Annotated in this window: 25 protein-coding genes; 19 read left to right on the forward strand and 6 right to left on the reverse strand. The window is 71.5% G+C overall.

Annotated features, from left to right (window positions below; translation table 11 throughout):
- Nucleotides 1-103 precede the first annotated feature (103 nt).
- From ACWC9T_RS30475 to ACWC9T_RS30500, 6 genes are read right to left on the reverse strand one after another with little or no spacing between them, the layout of a single operon-like run.
- The gene (locus ACWC9T_RS30475) at nucleotides 104-1,000 is read right to left on the reverse strand and encodes an alpha/beta hydrolase (RefSeq protein ID WP_449824271.1); all 897 of its coding nucleotides are present in this window, start codon (nucleotides 998-1,000) and stop codon (nucleotides 104-106) included.
- Nucleotides 997-1,416, reverse strand: a complete 420-nt coding sequence (locus ACWC9T_RS30480; protein ID WP_449824272.1) for a nuclear transport factor 2 family protein — start codon at nucleotides 1,414-1,416, stop codon at nucleotides 997-999. Before ACWC9T_RS30480 ends, ACWC9T_RS30475 begins: the two co-directional genes overlap by 4 nt.
- The gene (locus ACWC9T_RS30485; RefSeq protein ID WP_449824273.1) at nucleotides 1,416-1,871 is read right to left on the reverse strand and encodes a nuclear transport factor 2 family protein; all 456 of its coding nucleotides are present in this window, start codon (nucleotides 1,869-1,871) and stop codon (nucleotides 1,416-1,418) included. The genes ACWC9T_RS30480 and ACWC9T_RS30485 overlap by 1 nt, the downstream gene beginning before the upstream one ends.
- Complete coding sequence (locus ACWC9T_RS30490; protein WP_449824274.1) at nucleotides 1,868-2,557, reverse strand: EthD domain-containing protein; 690 nt, start codon at nucleotides 2,555-2,557, stop codon at nucleotides 1,868-1,870. The genes ACWC9T_RS30485 and ACWC9T_RS30490 overlap by 4 nt, the downstream gene beginning before the upstream one ends.
- Before the next feature lie 29 nt (nucleotides 2,558-2,586).
- A complete protein-coding gene (locus ACWC9T_RS30495) occupies nucleotides 2,587-2,895 on the reverse strand; it encodes a muconolactone Delta-isomerase (protein ID WP_270140906.1) in 309 nt (102 codons plus the stop codon).
- Between the two features lie 10 nt (nucleotides 2,896-2,905).
- Nucleotides 2,906-3,946, reverse strand: a complete 1,041-nt coding sequence (locus ACWC9T_RS30500; protein WP_449824275.1) for an ankyrin repeat domain-containing protein — start codon at nucleotides 3,944-3,946, stop codon at nucleotides 2,906-2,908.
- 237 nt (nucleotides 3,947-4,183) lie between these two features.
- On the opposite strand from ACWC9T_RS30500, the gene ACWC9T_RS30505 reads away from it, so the two are divergent.
- The 19 genes from ACWC9T_RS30505 (at nucleotide 4,184) to ACWC9T_RS30595 (ending at nucleotide 25,272) form a co-directional block, all read left to right on the forward strand.
- Nucleotides 4,184-5,008, forward strand: a complete 825-nt coding sequence (locus ACWC9T_RS30505; protein ID WP_449824276.1) for a type 1 glutamine amidotransferase domain-containing protein — start codon at nucleotides 4,184-4,186, stop codon at nucleotides 5,006-5,008.
- A gap of 36 nt (nucleotides 5,009-5,044) precedes the next feature.
- Complete coding sequence (locus ACWC9T_RS30510) at nucleotides 5,045-6,670, forward strand: thiamine pyrophosphate-binding protein (RefSeq protein WP_449824277.1); 1,626 nt, start codon at nucleotides 5,045-5,047, stop codon at nucleotides 6,668-6,670.
- A gap of 22 nt (nucleotides 6,671-6,692) precedes the next feature.
- Nucleotides 6,693-7,148: a nuclear transport factor 2 family protein gene (locus tag ACWC9T_RS30515; RefSeq protein WP_270140899.1), complete on the forward strand. Its 456-nt coding sequence runs from the start codon at nucleotides 6,693-6,695 to the stop codon at nucleotides 7,146-7,148.
- A gap of 14 nt (nucleotides 7,149-7,162) precedes the next feature.
- Nucleotides 7,163-7,549, forward strand: a complete 387-nt coding sequence (locus ACWC9T_RS30520) for a nuclear transport factor 2 family protein (protein WP_270140898.1) — start codon at nucleotides 7,163-7,165, stop codon at nucleotides 7,547-7,549.
- Nucleotides 7,549-9,099 carry a GMC family oxidoreductase gene (locus ACWC9T_RS30525; RefSeq protein WP_449824278.1) on the forward strand — a complete coding sequence of 517 codons (1,551 nt, stop codon included), beginning with the start codon at nucleotides 7,549-7,551 and terminating at the stop codon, nucleotides 9,097-9,099. Before ACWC9T_RS30520 ends, ACWC9T_RS30525 begins: the two co-directional genes overlap by 1 nt.
- Nucleotides 9,092-9,685: a DJ-1/PfpI family protein gene (locus ACWC9T_RS30530; RefSeq protein ID WP_449824279.1), complete on the forward strand. Its 594-nt coding sequence runs from the start codon at nucleotides 9,092-9,094 to the stop codon at nucleotides 9,683-9,685. Before ACWC9T_RS30525 ends, ACWC9T_RS30530 begins: the two co-directional genes overlap by 8 nt.
- Nucleotides 9,685-10,122: a VOC family protein gene (locus ACWC9T_RS30535; RefSeq protein ID WP_449824280.1), complete on the forward strand. Its 438-nt coding sequence runs from the start codon at nucleotides 9,685-9,687 to the stop codon at nucleotides 10,120-10,122. The genes ACWC9T_RS30530 and ACWC9T_RS30535 overlap by 1 nt, the downstream gene beginning before the upstream one ends.
- Complete coding sequence (locus ACWC9T_RS30540) at nucleotides 10,115-11,962, forward strand: AGE family epimerase/isomerase (protein ID WP_449824281.1); 1,848 nt, start codon at nucleotides 10,115-10,117, stop codon at nucleotides 11,960-11,962. Before ACWC9T_RS30535 ends, ACWC9T_RS30540 begins: the two co-directional genes overlap by 8 nt.
- The gene (locus ACWC9T_RS30545; protein ID WP_270140891.1) at nucleotides 11,959-12,300 is read left to right on the forward strand and encodes an STAS domain-containing protein; all 342 of its coding nucleotides are present in this window, start codon (nucleotides 11,959-11,961) and stop codon (nucleotides 12,298-12,300) included. Before ACWC9T_RS30540 ends, ACWC9T_RS30545 begins: the two co-directional genes overlap by 4 nt.
- Entirely contained in the window at nucleotides 12,297-14,375 is a 2,079-nt protein-coding gene (glgX, locus tag ACWC9T_RS30550; protein WP_449824282.1) for a glycogen debranching protein GlgX, read from the forward strand. The genes ACWC9T_RS30545 and glgX overlap by 4 nt, the downstream gene beginning before the upstream one ends.
- A 63-nt stretch (nucleotides 14,376-14,438) precedes the next feature.
- The gene (locus ACWC9T_RS30555; protein ID WP_449824283.1) at nucleotides 14,439-14,750 is read left to right on the forward strand and encodes an STAS domain-containing protein; all 312 of its coding nucleotides are present in this window, start codon (nucleotides 14,439-14,441) and stop codon (nucleotides 14,748-14,750) included.
- A 20-nt stretch (nucleotides 14,751-14,770) separates the two neighbouring features.
- On the forward strand, nucleotides 14,771-15,187 hold the full coding sequence (locus ACWC9T_RS30560; RefSeq protein ID WP_449824284.1) for an ATP-binding protein: 417 nt from the start codon (nucleotides 14,771-14,773) through the stop codon (nucleotides 15,185-15,187).
- A gap of 8 nt (nucleotides 15,188-15,195) precedes the next feature.
- Nucleotides 15,196-16,410, forward strand: a complete 1,215-nt coding sequence (locus ACWC9T_RS30565; RefSeq protein ID WP_449824285.1) for a PP2C family protein-serine/threonine phosphatase — start codon at nucleotides 15,196-15,198, stop codon at nucleotides 16,408-16,410.
- A 48-nt stretch (nucleotides 16,411-16,458) separates the two neighbouring features.
- Complete coding sequence (locus ACWC9T_RS30570) at nucleotides 16,459-17,208, forward strand: MinD/ParA family ATP-binding protein (protein WP_449824286.1); 750 nt, start codon at nucleotides 16,459-16,461, stop codon at nucleotides 17,206-17,208.
- A gap of 8 nt (nucleotides 17,209-17,216) precedes the next feature.
- Entirely contained in the window at nucleotides 17,217-18,569 is a 1,353-nt protein-coding gene (locus ACWC9T_RS30575) for a sugar phosphate nucleotidyltransferase (RefSeq protein ID WP_449824287.1), read from the forward strand.
- Nucleotides 18,569-19,756, forward strand: a complete 1,188-nt coding sequence (gene glgA / locus ACWC9T_RS30580) for a glycogen synthase (RefSeq protein WP_449824300.1) — start codon at nucleotides 18,569-18,571, stop codon at nucleotides 19,754-19,756. Before ACWC9T_RS30575 ends, glgA begins: the two co-directional genes overlap by 1 nt.
- The gene (locus ACWC9T_RS30585) at nucleotides 19,753-21,807 is read left to right on the forward strand and encodes an alpha-1,4-glucan--maltose-1-phosphate maltosyltransferase (RefSeq protein WP_449824288.1); all 2,055 of its coding nucleotides are present in this window, start codon (nucleotides 19,753-19,755) and stop codon (nucleotides 21,805-21,807) included. The genes glgA and ACWC9T_RS30585 overlap by 4 nt, the downstream gene beginning before the upstream one ends.
- On the forward strand, nucleotides 21,804-23,699 hold the full coding sequence (glgB, locus tag ACWC9T_RS30590; protein WP_449824289.1) for a 1,4-alpha-glucan branching protein GlgB: 1,896 nt from the start codon (nucleotides 21,804-21,806) through the stop codon (nucleotides 23,697-23,699). Before ACWC9T_RS30585 ends, glgB begins: the two co-directional genes overlap by 4 nt.
- Nucleotides 23,692-25,272, forward strand: a complete 1,581-nt coding sequence (locus ACWC9T_RS30595) for a Na+/H+ antiporter (RefSeq protein ID WP_449824290.1) — start codon at nucleotides 23,692-23,694, stop codon at nucleotides 25,270-25,272. The genes glgB and ACWC9T_RS30595 overlap by 8 nt, the downstream gene beginning before the upstream one ends.
- Nucleotides 25,273-25,331: the final 59 nt, after the last annotated feature.

Genomic DNA, 25,331 nt, shown 5'->3' on the forward strand with positions numbered 1-25,331 from the left:
CACTACCCGCCGACCATCTTCGCCAAGGAACTGGTCGCCGGGGTGGTCTTCGGCGTACCGCTGGCCCGGAGGTTCCCCGCACCCCTGACCGGTCGCCGATGCCTCAGGCGAGCGTCTCGGCGAAGTGGCGGGCGGCGAGGGTGGCGGCCTCGTCGACGGTGGACTCCTGGTCGTAGAAGTCGAACTGCGTGCCCTCGGTCCAGACGAGGCTTTTCGGGCCGCCCAGGTCGGCGTGGAACTTCTCCGCGCCCTGCGGGATGGCCGCGTCATGGCTGGTGACGATCAGCGTCGGCGCCGTGACCCGGGCCGCTGCGGGGTGCGGGTCGAAGGTGAGCCACTGCGGCCAGGACATCACCGCGAACCGGTTGTCCCAGGCCGGCACGGCTCCGCGCTGCGTGTCCAGGTAGTAGTCGAAGGGGCCGAACATGGCGGCCGCAGGGTCCGTGGTGCTCACGGCCGGGACGTAGTCCACCGGTTCGCCCAGCTCGTACCGGTCCCGCGCGGCGAGCCCGAGGTCCGTCTTCTGCCGGACGCCCTCCGCGCCGCCGTAGATCTCGCGGACCAGTGCGGCGTCGTGCAGCCACGGCGCGACCAGTGCCAGGCTCCGCACGCGCGGGTCGTTCGCGGTGTTCACGGCGGTGTACCCGGCCCCGGCGCAGATCCCCAGGGCGCCGATCCGGTGCGGATCGACCTGGGCGTGCCGGCCGAGGAAGGTGACGGCGCTGTGGACGTCGCGGATCTTGCGAGCCGGCGACTCCAACTGCCGGGGCTGGCCGCCGGACTCGCCGTAGCCGGCCGGGTCGAAGGTCAGCGCGTGGAATCCGGCCTCGGCCATCCGTCGGGCGTACGCCGCGGCCATCTGCTCCTTGACGGTCGTCCAGGAGCCGAGGACCACGACCGCCGGTCCGCGGCCCCGGTTGGAGGAGCGGTACAGGGTGCCGACGAGCTCGGTGCCGTCGCTGTCGAAGATGACGCGCTCGGCGTGGACGGCCTCGGTCATACCGCCGCCCCCTTGATGGCGCGCAGGATCTGCGAGGGGTCGGTGAAGGACTTCCAGCGCACGATCTTCCCGTCCCTGACGGTGAGCCACTGGATGAACTCGATCTCGAACGCCATGCCGGTCTTCCTGACGGTGGACCGCTCGTAGAGGACGCCCATCGCCTGCTCGCCGTCGACGACGAGCTCGATCAACTCCTCCTTCCCGAGCTCGACCAGGCCGGCGAAGACGCCGAGGCTGTCCTTGACGGCGGCCTTGCCGCGCAGGGTGCCGATCCACGGCATCGCGTCGTTCCAGCCCGGTACCGGGGTGTAGTTGATCCACTCGACGTCGTCCGCCAGGTAGTTCAGCGCCCGCTCGAAGTCACCGCTGGTCAGAGCGGCGAACCAGCCGGTGGCGATCTCCCTCGTCGTGCTCATCACTTGGTCCTCTCCAGGATCTGCCGGTTGCCTTCGGCCCACACGGCGGTCATCGTCAGTCCGTCGATCCGCCACCCCTCCGCCGTACGGCGGAGCGTGAACCGGTAGTGCCCGCCCAGCGTCCACAGCGGGCCGCCGAGCGCGTTGGGGAGCAGGTGCGTGGCCTGGAAGTCGGCCGTGGCGACGGCGGTGGCACCCTCGATCCGCACCAGGTGGTTGGTCAGCAGGTGCTGCGTGGCGGTCAGGTCGGAGAGCAGGCCGCACCAGGCGGCGATCAGGTCCTCCGCCGTCAGCTGTGCCGGGTCGCCGCCGTTGAGGCTGGTGTAGTCGACCAGGACCTCGTCCGCGAAGACGTCCGTCCGCAGCCGGTCCCATTCGCGCTTGTCGGTGTGCCAGCACATCCGGGTGCACACGTCGACGATGTCGAGTCGGTCGCGGAGCCCGTCGCCGGTCATGCGCCGGTCTCGCGGCCCAGGATCCAGCGCTCCTCCAGCAGGAGGGTGTGGATGTACCGGGGTTCGGCGATGCGGTCGAGGTCGCCGAGCAGCGCCCGGTACTCGGGGGTGCTGCGGGCGGTCTCGTAGGCCCGCACGTCGTCGAACCAGAGCTGGTACGCGGCGTCCAGGACCGCCTCGCCCACCCCGTAGAAGGCGTCGCGGGTGTGGTTCTGGACGTACCGGCGCAGGCCCGGGACCTTCTCGGCGAGCGGAGCGTGCCGGGTGAGGCTGTCGGCCCGGAAGTCGGCGAGCGGCAGGCCCTCGCGGCGCTTGACCAGGATCATCACCTTGATCGCGGGCGCCCCGCCGGCGCCGGGCGTGACCACGTGCGCGTCGGTGTCCAGGACGACCGTGCGCCAGAACGCCGCCCAGCGGGGCTCGTCGAGGCGGGCACCCTCCAGGAACTCCGGGCTCTGCAGCGAGGCGAGCTGCTCCTGCTCGTTCTCCAGCCAGATCTCGGCGACCCCGCTCCACAGCGGGTCCGCCTCGTCGTCGGGCTGCGCGACACGGGTGTCGACGCAGTACCGCTTGATCTGCGGGATCTTCGCGGCGTACCGGACCGCGTGCTCCTCGACCCAGTAGCGCTGGAACTCCCGCTCGGACATCCCGGGCTTCGGGTAAGCCAGGATGATCTGATGGATCACTTCTCCTCCTTCGGATAGGTGCCGGCCAGTCAGACCTGGTAGCGCTTCTTGACGTCCTCCGCGAAGCCGAGGTAGTCGCGCAGCGGCCAGACCTCCTCGAACTCCAGGTACTCGCGCATCGGCAGCCGGCCCAGCGCGGTGCGGTCGAGCTCCTCGGCGTCGGGGGAGTCGATGATCGCGATCACCCGCTTCTGCGCGGCGACCTTCCAGATGCCGACGCAGAAACCGGAGTTGATGGTGTCGACGGCGTGCTCGGCCTCCTCCTGCTCGACCTCCCACAGCTCGTCGAGTGAGATCCGGCCCTCGTGCTTCCACTTCATCTGGACGTAGAACAGCATGCTGCGCTCCTCAGCGGTCGTTGGACAGGACGCGGGTCAGCGGGTGCTCGGCGCCGAGGCTCTCGCGGGCGATGTCGGCCGGCAGCTTGCCGTCGTGGCCGACCAGGTCGCGCCGGGCGCCGGCGTCGATCAGGATCCGGGCGCACTCCTCGTAACCGTGCCAGAGCGCGTCGTGCAGCGGCGTGTAGCCGTTGGTGATGCCCTGGAAGTCCAGGTCGGTGCCGGGCGTGGCTGCCAACAGCGCGGTGATCCCGGCGTGGCCGTTGTAGACGGCCTTGTGCAGGGGGACGGCGCCGAAGGTGGGCTCGATGGCGTTGACGTCGGCTCCGGCGGCGAGCAGCTCGCGGGCGATCTCCTGGTGGCCGTCGCGGCAGGCCACCAGCAGCGGGGTGTGCGCGTCGTTGAAGCCGTTGACGACCGGGAAGCGGGAGTCCACCTCGGCGCCCTCGGCGAGCAGGCGGCGGACCGCGCCGAGATCGTCGGCGACGACCGCGGCCATCAGCTTCTGCTCCTCGGCCGCCTCCTGGTCCGCTTGCGTCCGGACGCTCAGCAGGCGCTCGGCCGCCAGCAACTCGTCCTTGCCGCGGGTGTTGACGTTGAGCTCGTACTCGAAGTGCTCGCGCATCGAGAAGCCGTAGTGCGTCGACAGGTTGAGCCCTGCCCCGTGTTCCAGCAGGACGGCTGCCACGGCGGGCCACTTGTACCAGAGCGCGTCCATCAGCGGGGTGTGCCCGGTGGTGGCCGCGACGGCGTCGACGAACGCGCCCGCGTCCAGCAGTACTCGGACGGTCTCCGGGTCGCCGCCCTGGACGGCCTTGTGTAGCGCGGTGCCGCCGCCGCGCGAGTCCGCGGTGTAGAGGTCGGCTCCGGCCTCCAGTAACAGCCGGACCAGTGCGGCGTTCCCGCGACCCGCGGCGATCATCAGAGCGGTCAGTCCGCTCCTGGCGTCGCGGGTGCCCGGGTCGACGCCGGCGGTCAGCGACCGCCGCACGCCGTCGGCGTCGCCCCGGTGCACGGCCGTGAGGAATTCCTCGGACGGATTTCTCGTCATTCTCGTATTCGCCTGCCTTCTTCTCTCCCGAGTCGGCGACCGAGAGATTATCCAGGGTCGGGCGGGTCCATGCGGCGACCTGACAAACTCTGCTCCCGGGGCCGGTTCTTGACGCCCCCCGAACGCGACCTCACCAACTCGCGGCAACCTCACAAACTGGATCCGAGCCCTTTGACAGGCACGCCCCCCACCTCCAGTCTCAATGTCGGACAACCGCCGATGAAGGAGGACGGGGAAATGCCCAAGCACATTCTGATAGTTCTCTCGGAATACGGTTACTGGGCCGAGGAACTGGTCGGCCCGCTCAGCGAGTTCGACCAGCGCGGCTACCGCGTCACGTTCGCGACGCCCAACGGCAAGCGGGCTCGCGCGCTGCCGCCGAGCCTCGACGAGGAGTACGTCGACCCGCCGCTCGGCCGCTCGGTGACCACCGCCGAGGTGGCCGCCCTGGGCCGGGCGGTGGACAGCGGCAACCGGCTCGACGACCCGCTCGACCTCAGCGCCTGGCTTCCGGAACGCCCCTACACCAGCTCGCCGGACTACCTCCACGAGCTGGAGGAGTACCACCGGTCACTGGAGCGGATCGACGCCGACCTGCGGGGATACGACGCGCTGCTGATCGTCGGCGGTAGCGGCCCGATCGTCGACCTGGCGAACAACGAGCGGGTGCACGACCTGATCCTGGCCTTCCTGCGGGCCGGCAAGCCGATCGGCGCCGAGTGCTACGGCGTCGCCTGCCTCGCCTTCGCTCGTGAGTGGGACGACCGGAGCAGCATCATCCGGGGCAAGCACGTGACCGGCCACTGCAAGGAGTACGACTACAAGGACGGCACCGGCTTCCTCGGCACCGACTTCGTGATGGGTCCGCCGCCGTACCCGCTGGAGTACATCCTGCGCGACGCCACGGGGCCCGACGGTGCCTACCACGGGAATTTCGGAAAGCCGTTGTCGGTCATCGTCGACTACCCGTTCGTCACCGGCCGCTCGACCCCGGACTCCTTCCTCACCGGTCGGAAAATGGTCGAAATGTTGGAAGAGGGCCTCGCCAGGTTCGGCTGGTAGGGAATCCGATAGCCGAGGAAGGGCAGGAGTAATCCGGTGGCGGGAAAGACGGGAAACGTCAAACTCATCGAGCAGTTCCAGGCCGACGGAATCCGGCTGATGTTCGGGAACCCCGGAACGGTCGAGCAGGGATTCCTGGACGCGGCGGACCACGCCGAGGGATTCCAGTACGTGCTGGCGTTGCAGGAGACCGTGGCGGCAGGAATCGCCGACGGCTACGCCCGGGTGACCGGCGGGCCGGCGGTGCTGCAGCTGCACTCGGGCGTCGGCCTCGGCAACGGGATCGGCATGCTCTATCAGTCGTTGCGCGGGCACACCCCGCTGGTCGTCATCGCCGGCGACGCCGGGGTGCGCTATGACGCCATGGACGCGCAGATGGCGGCCGACCTGGTCGCGATGGCGCGGCCGGTGACGAAGTACGCGACCAGGGTGACCGATCCGCGCTCGCTGCTGCGGGTGGTCCGCCGAGCGGTGAAGATCGCGATGACCGAGCCGCGCGGCCCGGTGTTCGTGGCCGTGCCGATGGACGTCCTCGACGAGCTCAACGACGAGCCCGTCCTGCCCACCTCCCTGCCGGTCACCGCCTCCGCCCCGCCGGCGGAGGCGGTGACCCGCGCCGCCGGGCTGCTCGCGGGCGCCGAACGGCCGCTGATCCTGGTCGGCGACGGCGTGGCGGTCGCCGGGGCGCAGGCGGAGCTGGTCAGGGTGGCCGAGAGCCTCGGCTCGGAGGTCTGGTCCGTCGACTCCTCCGAGGTCAACATGCCGGCCTCGCACCCCCTTTCGTGCGGCCAGACCGGCCACATGTTCGGCGAGCGCAGCGCGGCCGTGGTCGCGGAGGCGGACGCCGTGCTGATCGTCGGCACGTACGTCTTCCCCGAGGTCTTCCCGGTGCTCGGCAACCCGTTCCGGGCGGACGCGCGGATCGTGCACATCGACCTCGACGCGTACGAGATCGCCAAGAACCACCCGGTGAACCTCGGCCTGGTGGCCGATCCGAAACCGGCCCTGGCCGCCCTGGCCGCCGAGCTGTCAGCGCGCTTGACGCTGCGCCAGAAGCGCTCCGCCGCCGCACGGCTGGCCGCCCGGAGGGCCGAGCAGCGGCCGGCCGCGCCCGCGGACACGACGTTGGAGCGGTTCGTCCAGGAGCTCGCCCGGCAGACTGGTGGCGACCTGATCGTCTTCGACGAGGCGCTCACCTCCTCGCCGACCGTGGTCAGGCACCTGCCGCCGGACCGTCCCGGTGACTACTTCCTCACCCGGGGCGGCTCGCTCGGGGTCGGCATTCCCGGGGCGATCGGCGCCAAGCTGGCCCACCCCGACCGCACGGTGGTCGGCTTCACCGGGGACGGCGGTGCGATGTACACCTACCAGGCGCTGTGGACCGCGGCCCGGTACGGCATCGCCGCCAAGTTCGTGGTCTGCAACAACCGCAAGTACCGGCTGCTGGACGACAACATCGCCCAGTACTGGAAGGAGCGGCAGATCCCCGCGCACGCGTTCCCCTCCTCTTTCGACCTCTCCCGACCGGACATCCGCTTCGCCGAGCTGGCCCGCGCCCTGGGCGCCGACGGCATCCGGGTGGAGAAGCCCAAGGAGGCGGCGGCAGCCGTCGAGCGGATGCTCGCCGCCACCGGGCCCTTCCTGGTCGACGTCCAGGTCTGACGACACTCAAGGAGTCCTCGCGATGCCGGAGTCCGTCTCCGCCCGACCCCTCCTCACTGAGCGGGCCGTCCGCACCCTCGTCGAGCAGTGGTACGCCGCCCTGGACCGCCACGGCGACCCGGAGGAGATGAAGCGGTTCCTGGTCGACGACGGTCTCGAACTGCGCTTCCCCGAGGGTGTCTTCCGCGGCCACGCGGGTTTCGCCGACTGGTACGAGGCCGTCATCCACCGGTTCTTCGACGAGGAGCACACCGTGCTCCGGGTCCGTGCCGCCATCGACGGTGGCGCGGCCGAGGTCCGCGTCAACGTCAACTGGCAGGCCAGGGCGTGGAGAGCGCCGGCCGCCGACAGCCACTGGCTGGGCTTCGACGCCGACCAGACCTGGACCGTGGTGGCCGGCGAGGACGGCCGGACACCGCTGATCAGGACCTACACCTGCAACGCGCTGGAGCCCATGCCCGGCTCCGCCGCCCTGTGACCGGGAGGGAAGCGATGAACGCCCGCGAGGTACTGGCCAACTACTACGTCCACGCCAACGACGGCGACTGGGACAGCTGGTGCGACCTCTTCGCCGAGGACATGGTGATGGACGAACAGCTCGCCGGCCGCATCGAGGGGCGCGAGAGGCTCCGTTCGATGATGCGGGGCATGGGGGCGATGTACGCCTCCTTCGAGAACCTCCCGCGCTACTTCCTGGTCGACGCCGGCGGTGAGGAGGCGGCCGTGGTGTCCCACATCTCAGCCCGCAGCTCCTCCGGCCGGCCGATCGAGGCGGACGTCATGAACTACTTCCGCATCCACGACGGCCGGATCACCTACATGTCCAACCACCACGACACCCTGCCGTTCCAGGTGCTGTCCCAGAGCTCGGGGCTGTGATGAGGGAGGAGTTCGACTACGTCGTCGTCGGAGCGGGTACGGCCGGCAGCGTCCTGGCCCACCGCCTCACCGAGGACCGGGACGTGCGGGTGCTGGTCCTGGAGGCCGGCGCCGGTCGCATCCCGACCGAGGTGGACGACCCCACCGCCTGGATGCGGTTGCTCGGCAGCCGCATCGACTGGGGCTACCGGAGCACCCCGCAGCCGGGCCTGGACGGCAGGGTGACCCGCGAACCGCGCGGCCGGGCCCCCGGCGGCAGCAGCAACCTCAACCTGATGATGCACGTCCGGGGCCACCCGGCGGACTTCGACCACTGGGCCTACCGGGGTGCGGCGGGCTGGTCGTACCGCGACGTCCGGCCCTACTTCGATCGGATGGAAGCCGACCGGCCGCTCACCCACGCCGGCCTCGGCACGGCCAACCCGGCTTCCCGGGCCTTCGTCGACGCCTGTGCCGAGCTCGGCCACCCGCAGCTCGCGGACTTCGCCGACGGCCCGCGGCACGGCGTCGCCTGGCACCGCCTGGACATCGCCGCCGGCCGGCGGCGGGGCGCGCTCGCCGGGTACCTCGAACCCGCCCTCGGGCGGCCCAACCTGACGCTGCGCAGCGACGCCCAGGCACTGCGGCTGGTTCTGGCCGGCGGCCGCTGCGTCGGAGTCGAGTACCTCCAACGCCCGGAGTCGGCCGGCCTCGACGGGCGCGCGGTGCGCGACGTGCACGGCGAGGTGCTCCGTGTCGGTATCCACCAGGCGTTCGCCACGGCCGAGGTGATCCTCGCCGCCGGTGCGATCGAGTCGCCGAAGCTGCTGCTGCTCTCCGGCGTCGGGAACCCCGACCACCTGCGGCAGCTCGGCATCACCGTCAACGCGGCGCTGCCCGGCGTCGGGGAGAACTTCCACAACCACGTGCTGACCGCGGTGATGTCCGAGTCGCGCACCCCCGTCCCGGCAGCCCGGCAAAACCTCTCGGAGGCGGCCCTGTTCCTGGCCTCCGAACCGGGACTGATCGCCCCCGATCTCCAACTCGCCTTCGTGCACGTCCCGTTCGACCCGGCCCTGGGCCGCGAACACCCGGACACGGTGAGCGTCCTGCCCGGTGTCGTCCGGCCCGCCTCCCGCGGCTGGGTCAGACTCGGCCGGGCCGACGCGCTCGCCCGGCCGCTGGTCAACCCGAACTACCTCGGCGACCGCTCCGACCTGGAGCGGCTCGTCCAGGGCGTCAAGCAGGCCAGGGAGGTCATCGGCACCTCCGCCTTCTCGCCCTGGCACAAGCAGGAGCTGTGGCCCGGGCCCGACGTCCGCGACGCCGAGCAGCTGCGCGCCTTCGTCCGGCGCACCGCCGACAGCTACCACCACCACGCCGGCTCCTGCCGGATGGGCACCGACGACCTGTCGGTGGTGGACCCGCGGCTGCGCGTCCACGGGGTCAGCGGGCTGCGCGTCGCGGACGCCGGCGTGATGCCCGCCCTGCCCTCCGCGAACCCCCATGCCGCCGTCGTGATGATCGCCGAACGGGCGGCCGACCTGATCAGGGAAGGAACCCATGGCTGACATCGCCGTCCGGGAAGGGACGCTGACCGGCACCCGCATCGCTGTACTGGTGGAGAGCGACTACTACGAGCCCGAGATCACCTACTACCGGCACCGCTTCGCCGAGGAGGGGGCCGAGGTCGACCTGCTCAGCCGCCTCTGGGGCGAGAGCCAACTCACCTTCACCGGGCACGAGTTCCGCGCCCCGCTCACCGTCACCCGCAGCCTCGAAGGCGCCGACCCGCGCCGGTACGGCGCGATCATCGTGCCCTCCGGCATGGTGGCCGACCGGCTGCGCTACAGCGAGGACGTCAACCGGCTGGCCCCCGCCACCCGCCTGCTGCGCTGGGCGCTCTCCGAACCGGGAGTGGTCAAGGGCATCATCTGCCACGGCATGTGGCTGGCCTCCGCCATCCCGCAGACCGTCAGGGGCCGCAAGGTCGTCTGCCACAACAACCTGATCGGCGACGTCCGGAACATGGGAGCCGAGTACGTGGACCAGGACGTCGTGGTCGACGGGGACCTGGTCACCGCACGCACCGGCGAGCACCACCACCTCCTCGCCAGGACCGTCATCGACCTCCTCGCCGACCGGAGGAGCCGGTGATGCGCTGGGCCCACGTCGGCCTCAACTGTCGCGACCAGCGCGTGACCGAGCAGTTCTACACCCGCTGGTTCGGCTTCCGCCGGACCCGGGCGGTGCCGGTCGGCGACGGGGAGATCCTCTTCCTGCGCAACGGCGACGCCCACCTCGAACTCTTCCCGGCCACGGGCGAGCCGGCCGCCCTGGCCGCCCCGGCCGACGGCCCGGCACAGCCCGGCGCGGTGCGCCACATCGCCTTCCGGACCGACAGCATCGACGCCCTGCTCGCCGCGATGGGCGACGCCGCCGACGTCACGCTCGGCCCGCTGGACTTCGACGACGTCCTGGACGGCTGGCGGACGGTCTGGCTACGCGACCCGGACGGCGTGGTCGTCGAGGTCAGCCAGGGCTACCGGGACGCGGACGCCATCGAGATCACCGAAAGGGAGCTCCATGTCTGACACGGTGAACTTCACGTTCTCCGACACCGTCGCGGGCTACGTCACCGCCCACGACCGCGACGCCGGGCGCTTCACCCTCCGCACCGCCGACGGCCGGGAGTTCGAGATCTCCACCGTCGGCGAGGTCTCCGCGGAACTGCTGCGCAACCTGGACGAGCCGTACGCCGACGCCGGCGGCCACCTCGACTCGATGCTGGAGCCCGGACGCTACCTCCACGCCCACGTCGTCTTCTACCCGGAGGGCGGCACGACGCGGATCGAGGCCAAGCGGCTGCTGTTCCCCGGCCGCCGGCCCGGGGCGTATCGCTTCGAGGAGACCGACTGGTGGATCCGCCAGCTGGAGTCCATCGCCGGCTTCTACCGCCGCGCCCAGTTCGGCGACGGCCCGGTCGACTTCACCCGCTACCGCACCCAGCTGCGCCTGGGCGGCGACAAGACCGCCAGCCACATCCAGGAGACCGACACCATTTCCCGTCTGGTGTACGGCATGGCCTCCGCCTTCATGCTCACCGGCGACGACGAGTACCTGGAGGTCGCCGAACGCGGCACCGAGTACCTGCGCGAGCACATGCGCGTCGTGGACCCGGAGGAGGACGTCGTCTACTGGTACCACGGACTCAGCGTGGACGGGGACACCGAGAAGAAGCTCTTCACCTCGGAGTTCTCCGACGACTACGACGCCATCCCGATGTACGAGCAGATCTACGCGCTGGCCGGACCGGTCCAGACCTACCGGGTCACCGGCGACCTGCGGATCAAGTCCGACGCCGACGCCACCCTGCGGCTGTTCGAGAAGTTCTTCCTCGACCGCGAGCAGGGCGGCTACTACTCGCACATCGACCCGATCCTGTTCCGCGCCGACCACGAATCGCTCGGGCCCAACAAGGCACGCAAGAACTGGAACTCCGTCGGTGACCACGCCCCCGCGTACCTGATCAACCTCTACCTTGCCACCGGCGACGAGGCCTACGCCCGGATGCTGGAGTACACCTTCGACACCATCGTGGAGCACTTTCCTGCCGACAAGCACAGCCCGGACCGCAAGAACAGCCCGTTCGTCCAGGAGCGCTTCCACCGCGACTGGTCGCACGACACCACCCACGGGTGGCAGCAGGACCGCGCGGTGGTCGGCCACAACCTGAAGATCGCCTGGAACCTGATGCGCATGCACGCGCTGCGCCCCAAGCGGGAGTACCTGGCGACGGCCGCCGAGATCGGCGAGCTGATGCCTGCCGTCGGCAGCGACCGCCAGCGCGGCGGCTGGTACGACGTGGTCGAGCGCGTCCTCGCCGACGGGCAGGAGCACCACCGCTTCGCCTGGCACGACCGCAAGGCCTGGTGGCAGCAGGAACAGGCGATTCTCGCCTACCTGATCCTCCACGGCACCACCGGCGAGGAGCGGTTCCTGCGCGACGCCCGCCACGCCGAGGCCTTCTACAACGCCTACTTCCTCGACCACGACGAGGGCGCCGTCTACTTCAACGTGCTCGCCTCCGGCACGCCCTACCTGCTCGGCACCGAGCGGCTCAAGGGCAGCCACTCGATGAGCATGTACCACTCGGCCGAGCTGTGCTACCTCGCCGCGGTCTACAACAACCTGCTGATCGGCGGCCGTGGCATGGACTTCTGGTTCAAGCCCGACCCGGCGGGCCTCCCGGACGGGCTGCTGCGGGTCTCGCCCGACCTGCTGCCGACCGGCTCAGTGCGGATCGCCGAGGTGGAGCTCGACGGCACGCCGTACCCGGACTACGACGCCGACGCGCTCACCGTCCGCCTGCCGCGCGGGCAGGGCCGGGTGAAGGTCCGCGTCCGCCTCGAACCGGTAGGGAAGGCGTCATGACCGTCTCGGTCCGCTCCCGCGAGCAGGACGGCGTCACCGTCGTCGAGCTCGAAGGAGAGATCACCAGCGTGACCTCGGCCGAACTCCAGGCAGACATCCTGCCGTTGATCGGCGGTACCGCGACCACCGTCATCGACCTCAGCGGGGTGCCGTACATCTCCAGCGCGGGCCTGCGCACCCTCCTGCTGGTGCACCGGCAGGCGCTGCGCCGGCAGACGGCCACCGTCCTGGTCGGGCTCGCGGAGGAGGTGCGGTTCGTGATGGCCGCCACGGGCTTCCTCGACTTCTTCGACGTCCGGGAGAACGCGTCGGCCGTGCTCGGACCGGTCCGCGAATGAGCACCGCCGACCGAATCGACGCCTACCCGACCCGCACCATCGCCGGATTCGGTGTGCGGGCCGGCCATCCATTGCCCTTCGGCGCCACGCCGGTACCGGGCGGCATCAACTTCTCGGTCTACTCGGACCGGGCCACCCGGATGTGGCTGGTGCTGTTCGAGGCCGGCGCCCCGCAGCCGCTGGCCGAGCTGGAGTTCCCCGCCGAGTTCCGCACCGGCAGCGTCTTCGCGATGACCGTCTTCGGCCTGGACGAGGAGGACCTGGAGTACGGCTTCCGTGCCGAGGGCCCCTTCGACCCCGAGCACGGCGACCGCTTCGACCCGGACCAGGTGCTCACCGACCCGTACGCGCGGCTGATCTCCGGGCGGGACGTGTGGGGCAGCCCGCCGGACTGCGACCGCCCCTGCCCGTACCGCTCCCGGCTGGTGAGGGAGGACTTCGACTGGGGAGACGACGCGCCTCCGCGCACCGCCACCGAGGAGCTGGTGCTCTACGAGCTGCACGTGCGCGGCTTCACCCGGCACCCGTCCTCCCGGGTGTCCGCCCCCGGCACCTTCGCCGGGATGCGCGAGAAGATCCCCTACCTGAGGGACTTGGGCGTCAACTGCGTCGAACTGATGCCGGTGTTCGAGTTCGACGAACACGACAACCCGCGCAGCGACCCGGCCACCGGCACCCCGCTGACGGACTACTGGGGCTACAACACCGTCGGCTTCTTCGCGCCCAAGGCCGGCTACGCGGCCACCGGACGCTTCGGCATGCAGGCCGACGAGTTCAAGACGCTGGTCAAGGAGCTGCACGCGGCCGGCATCGAGGTGATCCTCGACGTGGTCTTCAACCACACCGCCGAGGGCAACGAGCAGGGCCCGACGATCTCCTTCCGGGGCCTGGACAACGCGACTTACTACATGCTGACGCCGGAGGGGCACTACTACAACTTCAGCGGCACCGGGAACACCGTCAACTGCAACCACCCCGTGGTGCGCGACTTCATCCTCGACTGCCTGCGCCACTGGGTGTCCGAGTACCACGTCGACGGCTTCCGCTTCGACCTCGCGGCCATCCTCGACCGGGCACCGGACGGCACCCCGCTGGCCAACCCGCCGCTGGTGGAGCAGCTCGCCCACGACCCGGTGCTGCGGCACTGCAAGCTGATCGCCGAGGCCTGGGACGCCGCGGGACTGTACGAGGTCGGCAGCTTCCCCGCCTACGGGCGCTGGGCCGAGTGGAACGGCAAGTACCGCGACACCGTGCGCCGGTTCCTCAAGGGGGACGAGGGCGCCGTCGGCGAACTGGCCACCCGACTGGTCGGCTCGCCCGACCTCTACCAGGGCCGCGGCACTGCAGCCTCGGTCAACTTCGTCACCGCCCACGACGGCTTCACCCTGCACGACCTGGTCTCGTACGACACCAAGCACAACGAGGCCAACGGCGAGGGAAACGCGGACGGCGCGAACGACAACCACAGCTGGAACTGCGGCATCGAGGGCCCGACCGACGACCCGGAGGTCCTGCGGCTGCGCGGGCGGCAGATGAAGAACGCCCTGGCGATCCTGCTCACCAGCCAGGGCGTGCCGATGCTGCTGGCCGGTGACGAACTGGCCCGCACGCAGGCCGGCAACAACAACACCTACTGCCAGGACAACGAGCTGTCCTGGCTGGACTGGGACCTGCTGGAAACCAACGCGGACCTGCACCGCTTCGTCCGGGGCCTGATCGCCTTCCGGCACGCCCACCCGCTATTGCGCGGCGCCGATCACCCGGGCAGCGAGGTCAGCTGGCACGGCGTGCGCGCCTGGCAGCCCGACTGGTCGCCGGACAGCCGACTGCTGGCGGTCCTGCGCGGTGGACACGGCGGGGGCGACGAGCAGATCTACGTCGCCATGAACGCCCACTGGGAGCCGCACGACCTCGAACTCCCACGGCCGCGCCCCGGCACGGCCTGGCACCTGGTGGCCGACACCGCCGCCACCACCCCGCACGACCTCCACCTACCGGGCACCGAACCGCCGTTGGAGGACCCGGGGCGCTACCGGATCGCCCCGCGCTCCACCGTGATCCTGCTCGCGCGCTGACACCCGAACGCCGACGCCACACCAACGACGCCGGCACACCCGAAAGAATCGGAGATACCGCCCATGGCCCTCACCGTCTCGGTCACCACGTCCACCGATACCGCTACCATCAGCCTCGTCGGCGAGCTGGACGCGGCAAGCGCGCTCGCCTTCCACGACACCATCGAGCAGGCCGCCGCCGCCGGGGTCACCCATGTCCGCATCGAGGCGAACCGGTTGACCTACATGGCCAGCGCCGGCCTGCGCTCCCTGGTGTTCGCTCGCCAGAAGATGGGCGACGACGTCAGCATCACCGTGTCCGGCGCCAGCGCACCGGTGGCCCGCACCATCCGGCAGGCCGGGTTTGACCACAGCGTCACGCTCATCGACGAGTGAGACCGGAGAGACCCCCGTAGATGGACGCCCTGCGCATCGCTGCGACGCTGACCTCCCTGGACGAGGTCGCGCGCTTCTGCCACGAGCTCGCCGAGCGGGCGGAGCTCGCCCCCGAGGCCGCGTACCGGCTCCGGCTCGCCACCGACGAGCTCGCCACCAACGTGGTGATGCACGGCTACCGCGGCGGCGAGGGGGAGTTACGGCTCGCGGGCGGGATGGACGAGGACACCGTCTGGATCCGCCTGGAGGACGACGCCCCGCCCTTCGACCCCGCTGCCGGGTGCAAACCCCCGACGCTCGACGTCCCGCTGGCGCGGCGGCCGATCGGCGGACTGGGGATCCACCTCGCCCTCACCGCCCTGGACGACTTCAGCCACTGCTACGCCGACGGACACAACCGCAGCACCCTCGTGATGCGGCGACACCGAACCGAATGAGGAGCCCCATGCCCGACGTGACCGCGCTCCTGGTCGACCAGGAGCGGAACCCGCCCCCCGAACTGCTGGCCGCCCTCGCCCACGAGGACGTCGCCGTCGAGGTGCGCACCCCCCGAGAAGCCCTGGAGGGCGAGCCCCCCTGGGCGGAAGTCCTGTTGACCCCCGCGGCGATGCCGCCGCGGGCCGTGCGGGAGATCGGCCGGCGCCTCGCCGAGAGCGGGACCACCCCGATCACGGTGGTGTACGCGGAGGACGGCTTCGACGACATCGAGCAGCACATCAGGCTGGGCCACGACTACATCGTCCCGCCGTTCCTCCCGCCGATGGTGCGGGCCCGGCTGCGCAGCTGCTACGAGCGGGCCAAGCTCGGCCGGGCGATGGAGGAGGTCGAGGCCCAGGCCGAACTCCTCAGCTACGAAAGGGAGCTGAAAATCGGCCGGCAGATCCAGGAGGGCTTCCTGCCCGAGGAGCTGCCGGGCCCCGACGGCTGGGACCTGGACGTCCGCTTCCGGCCCGCCCGCAAGGTCGCGGGCGACTTCTACGACGTCTTCGAGCTGGTCAACCGGCGCCGGCTGGCCCTGGTGGTGGCCGACGTCTGCGACAAGGGCGTGGGCGCGGCGCTGTTCATGGCGCTGATCCGCAGCCTGCTGCGGCACACGGCCGAGCACAGCGGCCTGCAGAGCCCGATGACGACCCACCAGGCCGTCGACCCGGCGCACGTCATCCCGGTGGTCGGGGCCACGCCGCTGATGAACGCCGTGGTCGGCACGAACGGCTACCTCACCCGGAACCACAGCGGACAGGGCTACTTCGCGACGATGTTCTTCGGCGTCCTCGACCCGGCCACCGGCAGCCTGGTCTACATCAACGGCGGCCACAACCCGCCCATGCTCGTCCCCCGGGAGGGAGGTGATCCGACGCCGCTGGAGCCGACCGGTCCCGCCGTCGGTGTGATCCCGGACTGCGCCTTCTCCCTCGGCTACGCGCAACTCCGGCCGGGCGACACCCTGTTCGTCTACACCGACGGCGTCCCCGAGGCCCGCGACGAGCACGGCGCGTTCTTCGGCGACGAGCGCGTGCTCGACCTACTGCGCCAGCCCGCGCCGTCCGGACGGGCCCTGCTGGAGCGGATGGAGGCGGCGCTGCGGGAGCACTCGGGCGCCGCCGAGCAGCACGACGACATCACCATGATGGCCGTCCACCGGACCGCCGGACCGGGCTGACCCGGCGCGGACACCGCCGGCGGATCCACAGACGATCGGACAGGAGAAATGGCACAGATCATCGCGATGCACTCGCACCGAGGGGGTACCGGAAGATCGACCCTGGCGGCCAACCTGGCCCGGCTGATGGCCGACGACGGCCACCGGGTGGCCCTGGTGGACACCGACATCCAGTCACCCGCCGCATACGCCCTGTTCGGCGGCGCCGAGGCACCGGCCCGCACCCTCGCCGACTACCTGGTCGGCCGGTGCGAGGTCGAGGACGCTGCCCTCGCGCTGCCCGCCGCACCCGGCGGCACCGGGTTCTTCCTCGTCCCTGCCCGGGCGGAGGCCTCCGGGATCCACGAGATCATCGCGCAGGGGTACGACGTCGGCCTGCTGCGCGAGGGCTTCGACCGGCTGATCGACGTGCTGCGCCTGGACCTCCTGCTGCTCGACACACACGCGGGCATCAACAACGAGACGGTGACCGCCGTGGCGAGCGCCGACACCCTGGCGGTGGTGACCAGGTCGTGCCACCTGGACCTCGGCGGCGCCGGGGAGACCATTGAGTTCGCCGGCCAGCTCGGCTGCGCGCGGCGCGTGGTGCTGGTGAACATGGTGCCGCCGGGCGTGCCGCCGGAGCTGGCCGCGCAGCGGGCCGAGGCGGCGTACGGATCGCCCGTGGAGGCCGCCTTCCCGTACACGCCGGAGCTGGCGGTCATCGCTGGGAGGCGACTGTTCGTCGACGCCCATCCCGACCACCCGCTGGTGGAACGTTTTCGCATGATCATCCCTTCCCTGGTACGCCGGAGGTGACGGCAACGATGGAGACTCTGTCCGCGATCGCCCTGGTCGGAGGCCGGGGAGTGCGGGCCCGGCCGCTGACCCTGAACTCCTCCGACTACCTGCGCAGCAAGGCCGCCATGAGCCTGGTCGGCCGCAGCCTGATCGAGTGGGCGGTCGGCAACCTGCGGGCCCAGGGCGTCGACCACTTCTACGTCGCCGCCAACGGCGGGGAGAACCGCGCCCAGACCAAGGCGATCCTGGAACACGGGGAGCAGCTCGGCGTGTCCGTCCGCTACTCCAGGACCCGCTTCGACAGCTGCAACACCGGCTCCGGCGAGGCCACCCTGCGCTGCCTGGAGTACTGGGACCTCGCGGGCCTCGCGCTGGTCTTCCCCTCCGACTCGGTCTTCGACTTCGACCTCGGCGCGATGAGCCGCGCCCACCGGGCGAACGACGCCGTGGTCACCCTCGCCACCGTGCTCCGTCCGGCCGCCGAGGCGGCGGGCAAGTACGGAGTGGTGCTGCGCGGTCCCGGTGGTGGGGTGGCGGGCTTCCTGGAGAAGCCGGACCTGGCCACCCTGCGGGCGGCGGGCGCGCTCGACGTCGCGGGCCGGGTCGAGACCAACGCCGGAATGTACCTGGTCGACTGCGACCGGCTGCGGGTGATCGCCCGCGAGCCCGCCCTCGCCGCGCTCGCCCGCCGCAGCCTGGACTGGGGCGGGGACCTGCTGCCGTACCTGGCGGCCCGAGGACACCGGATCGCCTCCCACCCCATCGCCAAGTTCGGCGACCTCGGCAGCCCCCGCGACTACCTCACCACCCTGCGCGAGGTCCTCCGCGACGAGTACCCGATGCTCAGCGGCCGGATCGACCCGCCCGTGAGCGCCCTGGCCGGCGCCCGGATCCACGAGAGCAGCCTGTACCTCAAGGACGGGACCACCGGCCGGACCCTCGCGGAGAAGGTCGCCGACGGCACCGTCCGGATCGGCCCGAACGTACGGATCGGCCGGGACGTGGAGATCGGGCCCGGCGTCGTCCTCGCCGAGTCCGACATCGGCGACGGCGTGGACCTCGGCGAGGGCAGCTCGCTGCGCGGCGTCGCCTGCGGCGACCACAGCATCGTCGGCCCCGGCGCCCGGATCTCCGACGCCTTCCTCGGCGCCATGGTCGACATCCGCTCCACCCTCCAACGCCCCGTCGTCCTGGAGGAGTTCTGCGCGCTCGGTGACGAGGTCAGGATCGGGGCGGGCACCCACCTGCGCGGAGTGAGCGTGTTCCCCCGGCTCGACATCGGGAGCGAGGCGCGGATACCCGCCGGTGCCAGCCTCTCGGGACTCAAGGACCTGCTGCACTGGCTGGGCGGGACGCCCCTGAACGGAAGGGCGGCGTGATGCGCGTCGACCTGCTCACCCGCGAGTACCCGCCACACGTCTACGGCGGCGCCGGTGTCCACGCCCAGCAACTCGCCCGGCAGCTGGCGGAGCTGGTGGACCTTCGGGTCCAGTGCTTCGACGGGCCCCGCCCCTCGTCGCACGTCACGGGCCACCAGGCGCCCGCAGGCCTGGCAGGAGCCAACGGTGCACTCCAGGCTCTCGGCACCGACCTCGCCATGGCCGCGGCCGCCGCCGGAGCCGACGTCGTGCACAGCCACACCTGGTACACCAACCTCGCCGGCCACCTCGCCAAACTGCTGTACGGCGTCCCGCACGTGGTCACCGCCCACAGCCTGGAACCGCTGCGCCCCTGGAAGGCCGAACAGCTCGGCGGAGGCTACGCGCTCTCCTCGTTCTGCGAGCGCACCGCCCTCCTAGGCGCCGACCGGGTGATCGCCGTCTCCGGCGCGATGCGCGACGACGTCCTGCGTTGCTACCCGGAGCTCGACCCCGACCGGGTCGTGGTGATCCACAACGGCATCGACACCGAGGAGTTCACCCCGGACCCCGGCACCGCCGAGCTGCGCCGCCTGGGCGTCCGCACCGACCGCCCCACCGTCGCCTGCGTCGCCCGCCTCACCCGACAGAAGGGCCTGACACACCTGCTGCGCGCCGCGCCGCACCTGGCCTCCGGCACCCAGCTGGTCCTGTGCGTCAGTGCCCCCGACACCCCCGAGATAGCTGCGGAGTTCGCCGCGGCGGTCCGCGGGGCACGCGCGCTGGGCGCCGACGTGGTGCACGCCGAGGAGCCCCTGACCCGTGCGGCCGTACGTCAACTGCTTTCGTTTGCCGACGTGTTCGCCTGCCCATCGGTCTACGAGCCGCTGGGAATCGTCAACCTGGAGGCGATGGCCTGCGAGACGCCGGTGGTCGCCACCGCCGTGGGCGGCATCCCGGAGGCGGTCGCCGACGGGGAGACCGGCCTGCTGGTCCCGCTCGGCGGTGACGGCGAGCCCGACGCGCCCGAGATCTTCGCCAAGGAGTTCGCGCTGCGGATCAACGCGTTGCTGGCGGAGCCGGACCGGGCCCGCCGGATGGGCCGGGCCGGGCGCCGCCGGGCGGCCGAGCACTTCTCCTGGACGGCGATCGCCGGACAGGTCCACGACGTCTACCGATCAGTGGGGGAAAGGGCCGAAGTCCGATGACCGTCGAGTCGATCCTGCCCGTGAAGGAACTGCGCCCGCACCAACTCCCGTCCCCCGTTGGACGGATCCCGATCACCGAGGTGCGGCCCTCGGTCGACCAGGGCCGCCGACCCGCGCGGGCGGTGCCGGGCGAGCCCTTCGAGGTGTCCGCCACCGTCTTCCGCGAGGGGCACGAGGAGATCGGCGCCCAGGTGGTGCTCACCGGCCCGGACGGCTTGGAGCGCCCCGGGGCCCTGATGGTCGAGAAGGTGCGCGGCACCGACCGCTGGAGCGCCGCGGTTGTCCTCGACCTGCTGGGGGAGTGGACCTTCCGCGTGGAGGCCTGGAGCGACCCGCTGGCCACCTGGCGGCACGCGGCCGAAGTCAAGGTCGCGGCAGGCGTGGACATCGAGCTGGTCCTGGAGGAGGGCGCCGCCCTGCTCGCCCGCGCCGCCCTCGGGCCGCTCGCCGTCGGGACTCCCGCGCAGACCGTGCTCGCCTGGGCGGCGGCCGTCGTACGGGACACCGGCCGCCCGGCGGAGGAGCGGCTGACCGCCGCCCTGTCGCCCGAGGTCACCGCCGCGGCCGGGGTCGGACCGCTGCGCGAACTCTTCACCGTCGGACCGGAATTCCCGCTGCGGGTCGAGCGCGAGCGCGCGCTGTACGGCTCCTGGTACGAGTTCTTCCCTCGCTCGGAGGGCGCCGTCCTCGACCCGTCCGGCGTACAGCCGCCCCGCTCCGGAACCTTCCGCACCGCGGCGCTGCGGCTGCCCGCCGTCGCCGCGATGGGCTTCCACGTCGTCTACCTCCCGCCGATCCACCCCATCGGCACCAGCCACCGCAAGGGCCCCGGCAACAGCCTCACCGCCGGCCCGCACGACCCCGGCTCGCCGTGGGCCATCGGCTCGCCCGCGGGCGGGCACGACGCCCTGCACCCGGACCTCGGCACCGACCAGGACTTCCGGCACTTCGTGGACACCTCCCGCCACCTCGGCCTGGAGGTCGCGCTCGACTTCGCCCTGCAGTGCTCGCCCGACCACCCCTGGGTCCGCGAACACCCCGAGTGGTTCCGCCACCGGGCCGACGGCAGCATCGCCCACGCCGAGAACCCGCCCAAGAAGTACCAGGACATCCACCCGATCGACTTCGACGCCGACCCGGACGGCATCCACGACGCCTGCCTGCGGGTGCTCCACCACTGGATGGACCGGGGCGTGCGGATCTTCCGGGTCGACAACCCGCACACCAAACCGCTCGGCTTCTGGGAGCGCCTGCTCGCCGACGTCCATACGACCGATCCGGACGTCCTGTTCCTCTCCGAGGCGTTCACCCGCCCGGCGATGCTGCACGCCCTGGCCCGGATCGGCTTCCACCAGTCCTACACCTACTTCACCTGGCGCAACACCCGCGAGGAGGTCGAGTCGTACCTGGGCGAGTTGGCCGGGCTCGACGGCGAGGAACCGGCCGTCTACCTGCGGCCGAACCTCTTCGTCAACACCCCCGACATCCTCCCGGGCTACCTCCAGCACGGCGGACGCGCCGCCTTCGCGGTGCGAGCGGTGCTGGCCGCGACCGCCGGTCCCTCCTGGGGCGTCTATGCCGGCTACGAGCTGTGCGAGGCAGCCGCGGCCGCGCCCGGCGGCGAGGAGTACGCCGACTCCGAGAAGTACCAGTACCGGCCGCGCGACTGGGACGCCATCGAAGGGCGCTCCCTCGCCCCGCTGATCACGGCCCTCAATCGGATCCGCGAGCAGCACCCCGCCCTGCACCACCTGCGCAACCTGCGCTTCCACTTCTGCGACAACCGGCAGATCCTCACCTACTCCAAGCGGCTCGGTGAGGACACCGTCCTGGTGGTGCTCAACCTCGACCCGCACCGCGCCCAGCAGGGCACCCTCACCCTCGACCTCGCCGAACTCGGGCTGCAGCCGGGCGTGGCCTTCGACGTCCACGACGAGCTCGGCGGCGCCGACTACCGCTGGGGCGGCGAGAACGGCGTCCGGCTAGACCCGCTCGCCGGGCAGGTCGCCCATGTCTTCACCATCCGACCCCTGACGAGGACTTCACGGTGACCTCAGTGACCTCACTCCTCGATCCGCTTCCGCCGACGCTCGGAGAGCTCGACCTCCACCTGATCGGCGAGGGGCGTCACGAGCGGCTCTGGCAGGTGCTGGGAGCCCACCCCCGCGCCGACGGCACCGACTTCGCCGTCTGGGCCCCGGCGGCCGGCGCGGTACGGGTGATCGGCGACTTCAACGGCTGGCACGGCGCCGGGCACGAGATGCTGCCGCTCGGCTCCTCCGGAATCTGGCAGTTGTCCGTGCCCGGGGCGGGCGAAGGCGCCCTGTACAAGTACGAGATCCTCGGCGCGGACGGCACCTGGCAGCAGAAAGCGGACCCGTTCGCCTTCTCCGCCGAGCGCCCGCCGGGGACGGCGTCCAGGATCTACACCTCCTGGCACCGCTGGAGCGACGCCGCGTGGATGGCCGCCCGGTCGGCGCGCCCGGCGCGGATGAGCGTCTACGAAGTCCACCTCGGCTCCTGGCGCCGTGGTCTGACGTACCGACAACTCGCTGTTGAACTGCCCTCCTACGTCAAGGACCTGGGATTCACCCACGTCGAGTTCCTGCCGGTCGCCGAGCACCCCTTCGGCGGCTCGTGGGGGTACCAGGTCACCTCGTACTTCGCACCGACCGCCCGGCTCGGCACCCCGGACGACTTCCGGTACCTGGTCGACGCCCTCCACCGGGCCGGCATAGGAGTGATCGTCGACTGGGTGCCCGCGCACTTCCCCAAGGACGACTGGGCGTTGGCCCGCTTCGACGGCACCCCCTGCTACGAGCACCCCGACCCGCAGCGGGGCGAACATCCCGACTGGGGCACCCTGGTCTTCGACTACGGCCGCCCCGAGGTGCGCAACTTCCTGATCGCCAACGCGCTGTACTGGTGCGAGGAGTTCCACGTCGACGGCCTGCGGGTGGACGCGGTGGCCTCCCTGCTCTACCTCGACTACTCGCGCGGACCCGGCCGGTGGACACCCAACGTCCACGGCGGCCGCGAGAACCTGGAAGCGGTCGCCTTCCTCCGGGCGCTCAACACCACCCTCCACCGCCGCTTCCCCGGGGTGGTCACCGTCGCCGAGGAGTCCACCGCCTGGGAGGGCGTCACCCGGCCCGTCGAGGCCGGCGGGCTCGGCTTCGACGTGAAGTGGAACATGGGCTGGATGCACGACACCCTGGACTACCTCCGCCAGGACCCGGTGCACCGGCGCCACCACCACACCGGCATGACCTTCCCGATGATGTACGCCCACGCGGAGACCTACCTGCTGCCCATCAGCCACGACGAGGTCGTCCACGGCAAGGGCTCACTGCTCGGCAAGGTGCCCGGCGACCGGTGGCAGCGGTTCGCCTCCGTGCGCGCCTACCTGGCCTTCATGTGGGCCCATCCCGGCAGTCAACTCCTCTTCATGGGCCAGGAGTTCGCCCAGCCGTCCGAGTGGTGGCACGACGACTCGCTGGACTGGCCGCTGCTCGACACCCCCGAGCACCGGGGCGTGCGCGACCTGGTCCGCGACCTCAACCGGCTGCAGCACGCCGTCCCCGCGCTCTGGCAGCGCGACGGCGAACCCGACGGCTTCCGCTGGATCGACGCCGACAACGCGGACGAGAACGTCCTCTCCTTCATTCGCTACGACGACGACGGCGAACCCCTGGTCTGCGTGCACAACTTCTCGCCGGTGGTCCGCGGTCCGTTCCGCCTGGCCTTCCCCCGGGCCGGTGGCTGGCGCGAGGTGCTCAACACCGACGCCGACCGCTACGGTGGCAGCGGCGTCGGCAACCTCGGCGCCGTCACGGCCGAGGCGGGCCACTGGCAGGGCTTGCCGGCCAGCGTCGACGTCGTACTGCCACCGCTCGGCGCGCTCTGGCTGCGCCCGCAGGACGGCCAGGCCGGGCGTGGCTGAGATCCTGCTCCTGGTCGTCGGCGCGACCCTGGTCTCCGCCGCCGCCCACCGCGCGGGTGCCTCCCCGCCGATCGCGGCGGTCGTCGCCGGGCTGCTGGTCTCGTTCGTCCCCGGCGTCCCCGAGTACCACCTCGACCCGGACCTGACGCTGATCGTCTTCGTGCCCCCGCTGGTGTACTCCGACGCGGTGGAGAGCTCCTACCTGAACCTGCGGGCCAACGCCCGCCCGATCGGCCTGCTCTCCGTCGGGCTTGTCCTGTTCACCACGGCGGTCGTCGGCCTCGCGGCGCACGCCGTCGTCCCCGGGATGCCGTGGGCGGCCGCCTTCGTCCTGGGAGCGATCCTCGCCCCCACCGACGCGGTCGCCGCGGTGTCGATCGCCCGACGGCTCGGACTACCGCGACGCATCGTCACCATCCTGGTGGCCGAGAGCATCGTCAACGACGCCACCGGCATGACCGTCTTCCGGCTCACCCTGGCGGTCGCCCTGGGCGGCACCACCACGTTCCTCGACGGCGCGGCCGAGTTCGCGTACACCTCCCTGGCCGGCGTAGCGGTGGGCCTGGCCCTGGCACTGCCGGTCCGTCGGCTGCGCGGCTGGCTGGCCGACGCCGTCACGGAGAACGCCGTGATGCTGCTCGTCCCGTTCGGGGCCTACGCGGCCGCCGAGTCCTTCCACGCCTCCGGAGTGCTGGCCGTGCTCGCCGCCGGGCTGTACCTCGGGCACCACTTCGCCGGAGCCTCGCACGAGGCCAGGTTGCAGGAGAAGGCCACCTGGCGGCTGGCCACCTGCGTGCTGGAGGCGGTGTCCTTCGCGCTGATCGGCCTCCAACTGCGCCCGGTGCTCCGCGCCCTGCACACCACCGACCCGGCGGCGCTGGGCCGTGCCGCGGCCGTGGTGTTCGCCGCCATGCTGCTGGCCAGGGCCGTCTGGATCTTCCCCGCCACCTACCTGCCCCGTCGACTGTCGGCGCGGCTGCGCGGACGCGACCCGGCGCCCCCGTGGCAGCACCCCGCCGCGATCTGCTGGGCCGGCACCCGCGGCGTGGTCTCGCTGGCCGCGGCGTTCGCCGTGCCGCCCGACATGCCGGACCGGGACCTGGTGCTCTTCCTCACCTTCTCGGCGGTACTCGGCACCCTGCTGGTCCAGGGCCTCGGGTTCCCCGCGGTGGCGCGCCGGCTGCGCCTGCGGGATGAGGGGCAGGCATGTCAGGACGCCCTCGCCGAGGCCATGGCGCAGGAGGTGGCGGTCCGGGCGGCCTGGGCCCGGGTGGAGGAGAGCATCACGAGCGGCCAGGAGGACGTACCCGGCGACGTGCTCGACCGCCTGCGGGACCTGGCCGAGCACCGCTGCTCCACCGCCTGGGAGCGGATCCGGGCGGACGGGGCGGACGGCGCCTCGCCGCGGGCCGAGCCGCCCACCGCCGCGTACCGTCGGCTGCGACGGGAGATGCTCGCCACCGAGCGCAGCGTCTTCGTCCGGCTCTGCCGCGAGGGCCGGATCCACGACGAGGTGCTGCGGCGGGTGATGCACGAGCTCGACCTGGAAGAGGCGGCACTCTCGCGCACCTGACCGGCGGAAAACCGGCCCTACCGTTAAGGTCCGTACGCTGTGCCAACAATTGCCTGGGG

This window comes from Kitasatospora sp. NPDC001159 (assembly GCF_053598235.1).

Coding starts and splice junctions, on each gene's coding strand:
- ACWC9T_RS30555 (WP_449824283.1), top strand. CDS start 14,439: ATGGCCCTCACCGTCTCGGTCACCACGTCCACCGATACCGCTACCATC.
- ACWC9T_RS30520 (WP_270140898.1), top strand. CDS start 7,163: ATGAACGCCCGCGAGGTACTGGCCAACTACTACGTCCACGCCAACGAC.
- ACWC9T_RS30560 (WP_449824284.1), top strand. CDS start 14,771: ATGGACGCCCTGCGCATCGCTGCGACGCTGACCTCCCTGGACGAGGTC.
- ACWC9T_RS30535 (WP_449824280.1), top strand. CDS start 9,685: ATGCGCTGGGCCCACGTCGGCCTCAACTGTCGCGACCAGCGCGTGACC.
- ACWC9T_RS30475 (WP_449824271.1), bottom strand. CDS start 1,000: ATGACCGAGGCCGTCCACGCCGAGCGCGTCATCTTCGACAGCGACGGC.
- ACWC9T_RS30530 (WP_449824279.1), top strand. CDS start 9,092: ATGGCTGACATCGCCGTCCGGGAAGGGACGCTGACCGGCACCCGCATC.
- ACWC9T_RS30565 (WP_449824285.1), top strand. CDS start 15,196: ATGCCCGACGTGACCGCGCTCCTGGTCGACCAGGAGCGGAACCCGCCC.
- ACWC9T_RS30485 (WP_449824273.1), bottom strand. CDS start 1,871: ATGACCGGCGACGGGCTCCGCGACCGACTCGACATCGTCGACGTGTGC.
- ACWC9T_RS30540 (WP_449824281.1), top strand. CDS start 10,115: ATGTCTGACACGGTGAACTTCACGTTCTCCGACACCGTCGCGGGCTAC.
- ACWC9T_RS30515 (WP_270140899.1), top strand. CDS start 6,693: ATGCCGGAGTCCGTCTCCGCCCGACCCCTCCTCACTGAGCGGGCCGTC.
- ACWC9T_RS30480 (WP_449824272.1), bottom strand. CDS start 1,416: ATGAGCACGACGAGGGAGATCGCCACCGGCTGGTTCGCCGCTCTGACC.
- ACWC9T_RS30505 (WP_449824276.1), top strand. CDS start 4,184: ATGCCCAAGCACATTCTGATAGTTCTCTCGGAATACGGTTACTGGGCC.
- ACWC9T_RS30570 (WP_449824286.1), top strand. CDS start 16,459: ATGGCACAGATCATCGCGATGCACTCGCACCGAGGGGGTACCGGAAGA.
- ACWC9T_RS30545 (WP_270140891.1), top strand. CDS start 11,959: ATGACCGTCTCGGTCCGCTCCCGCGAGCAGGACGGCGTCACCGTCGTC.
- ACWC9T_RS30500 (WP_449824275.1), bottom strand. CDS start 3,946: ATGACGAGAAATCCGTCCGAGGAATTCCTCACGGCCGTGCACCGGGGC.
- ACWC9T_RS30525 (WP_449824278.1), top strand. CDS start 7,549: ATGAGGGAGGAGTTCGACTACGTCGTCGTCGGAGCGGGTACGGCCGGC.
- ACWC9T_RS30575 (WP_449824287.1), top strand. CDS start 17,217: ATGGAGACTCTGTCCGCGATCGCCCTGGTCGGAGGCCGGGGAGTGCGG.
- glgA (WP_449824300.1), top strand. CDS start 18,569: ATGCGCGTCGACCTGCTCACCCGCGAGTACCCGCCACACGTCTACGGC.
- glgX (WP_449824282.1), top strand. CDS start 12,297: ATGAGCACCGCCGACCGAATCGACGCCTACCCGACCCGCACCATCGCC.
- ACWC9T_RS30495 (WP_270140906.1), bottom strand. CDS start 2,895: ATGCTGTTCTACGTCCAGATGAAGTGGAAGCACGAGGGCCGGATCTCA.
- ACWC9T_RS30585 (WP_449824288.1), top strand. CDS start 19,753: ATGACCGTCGAGTCGATCCTGCCCGTGAAGGAACTGCGCCCGCACCAA.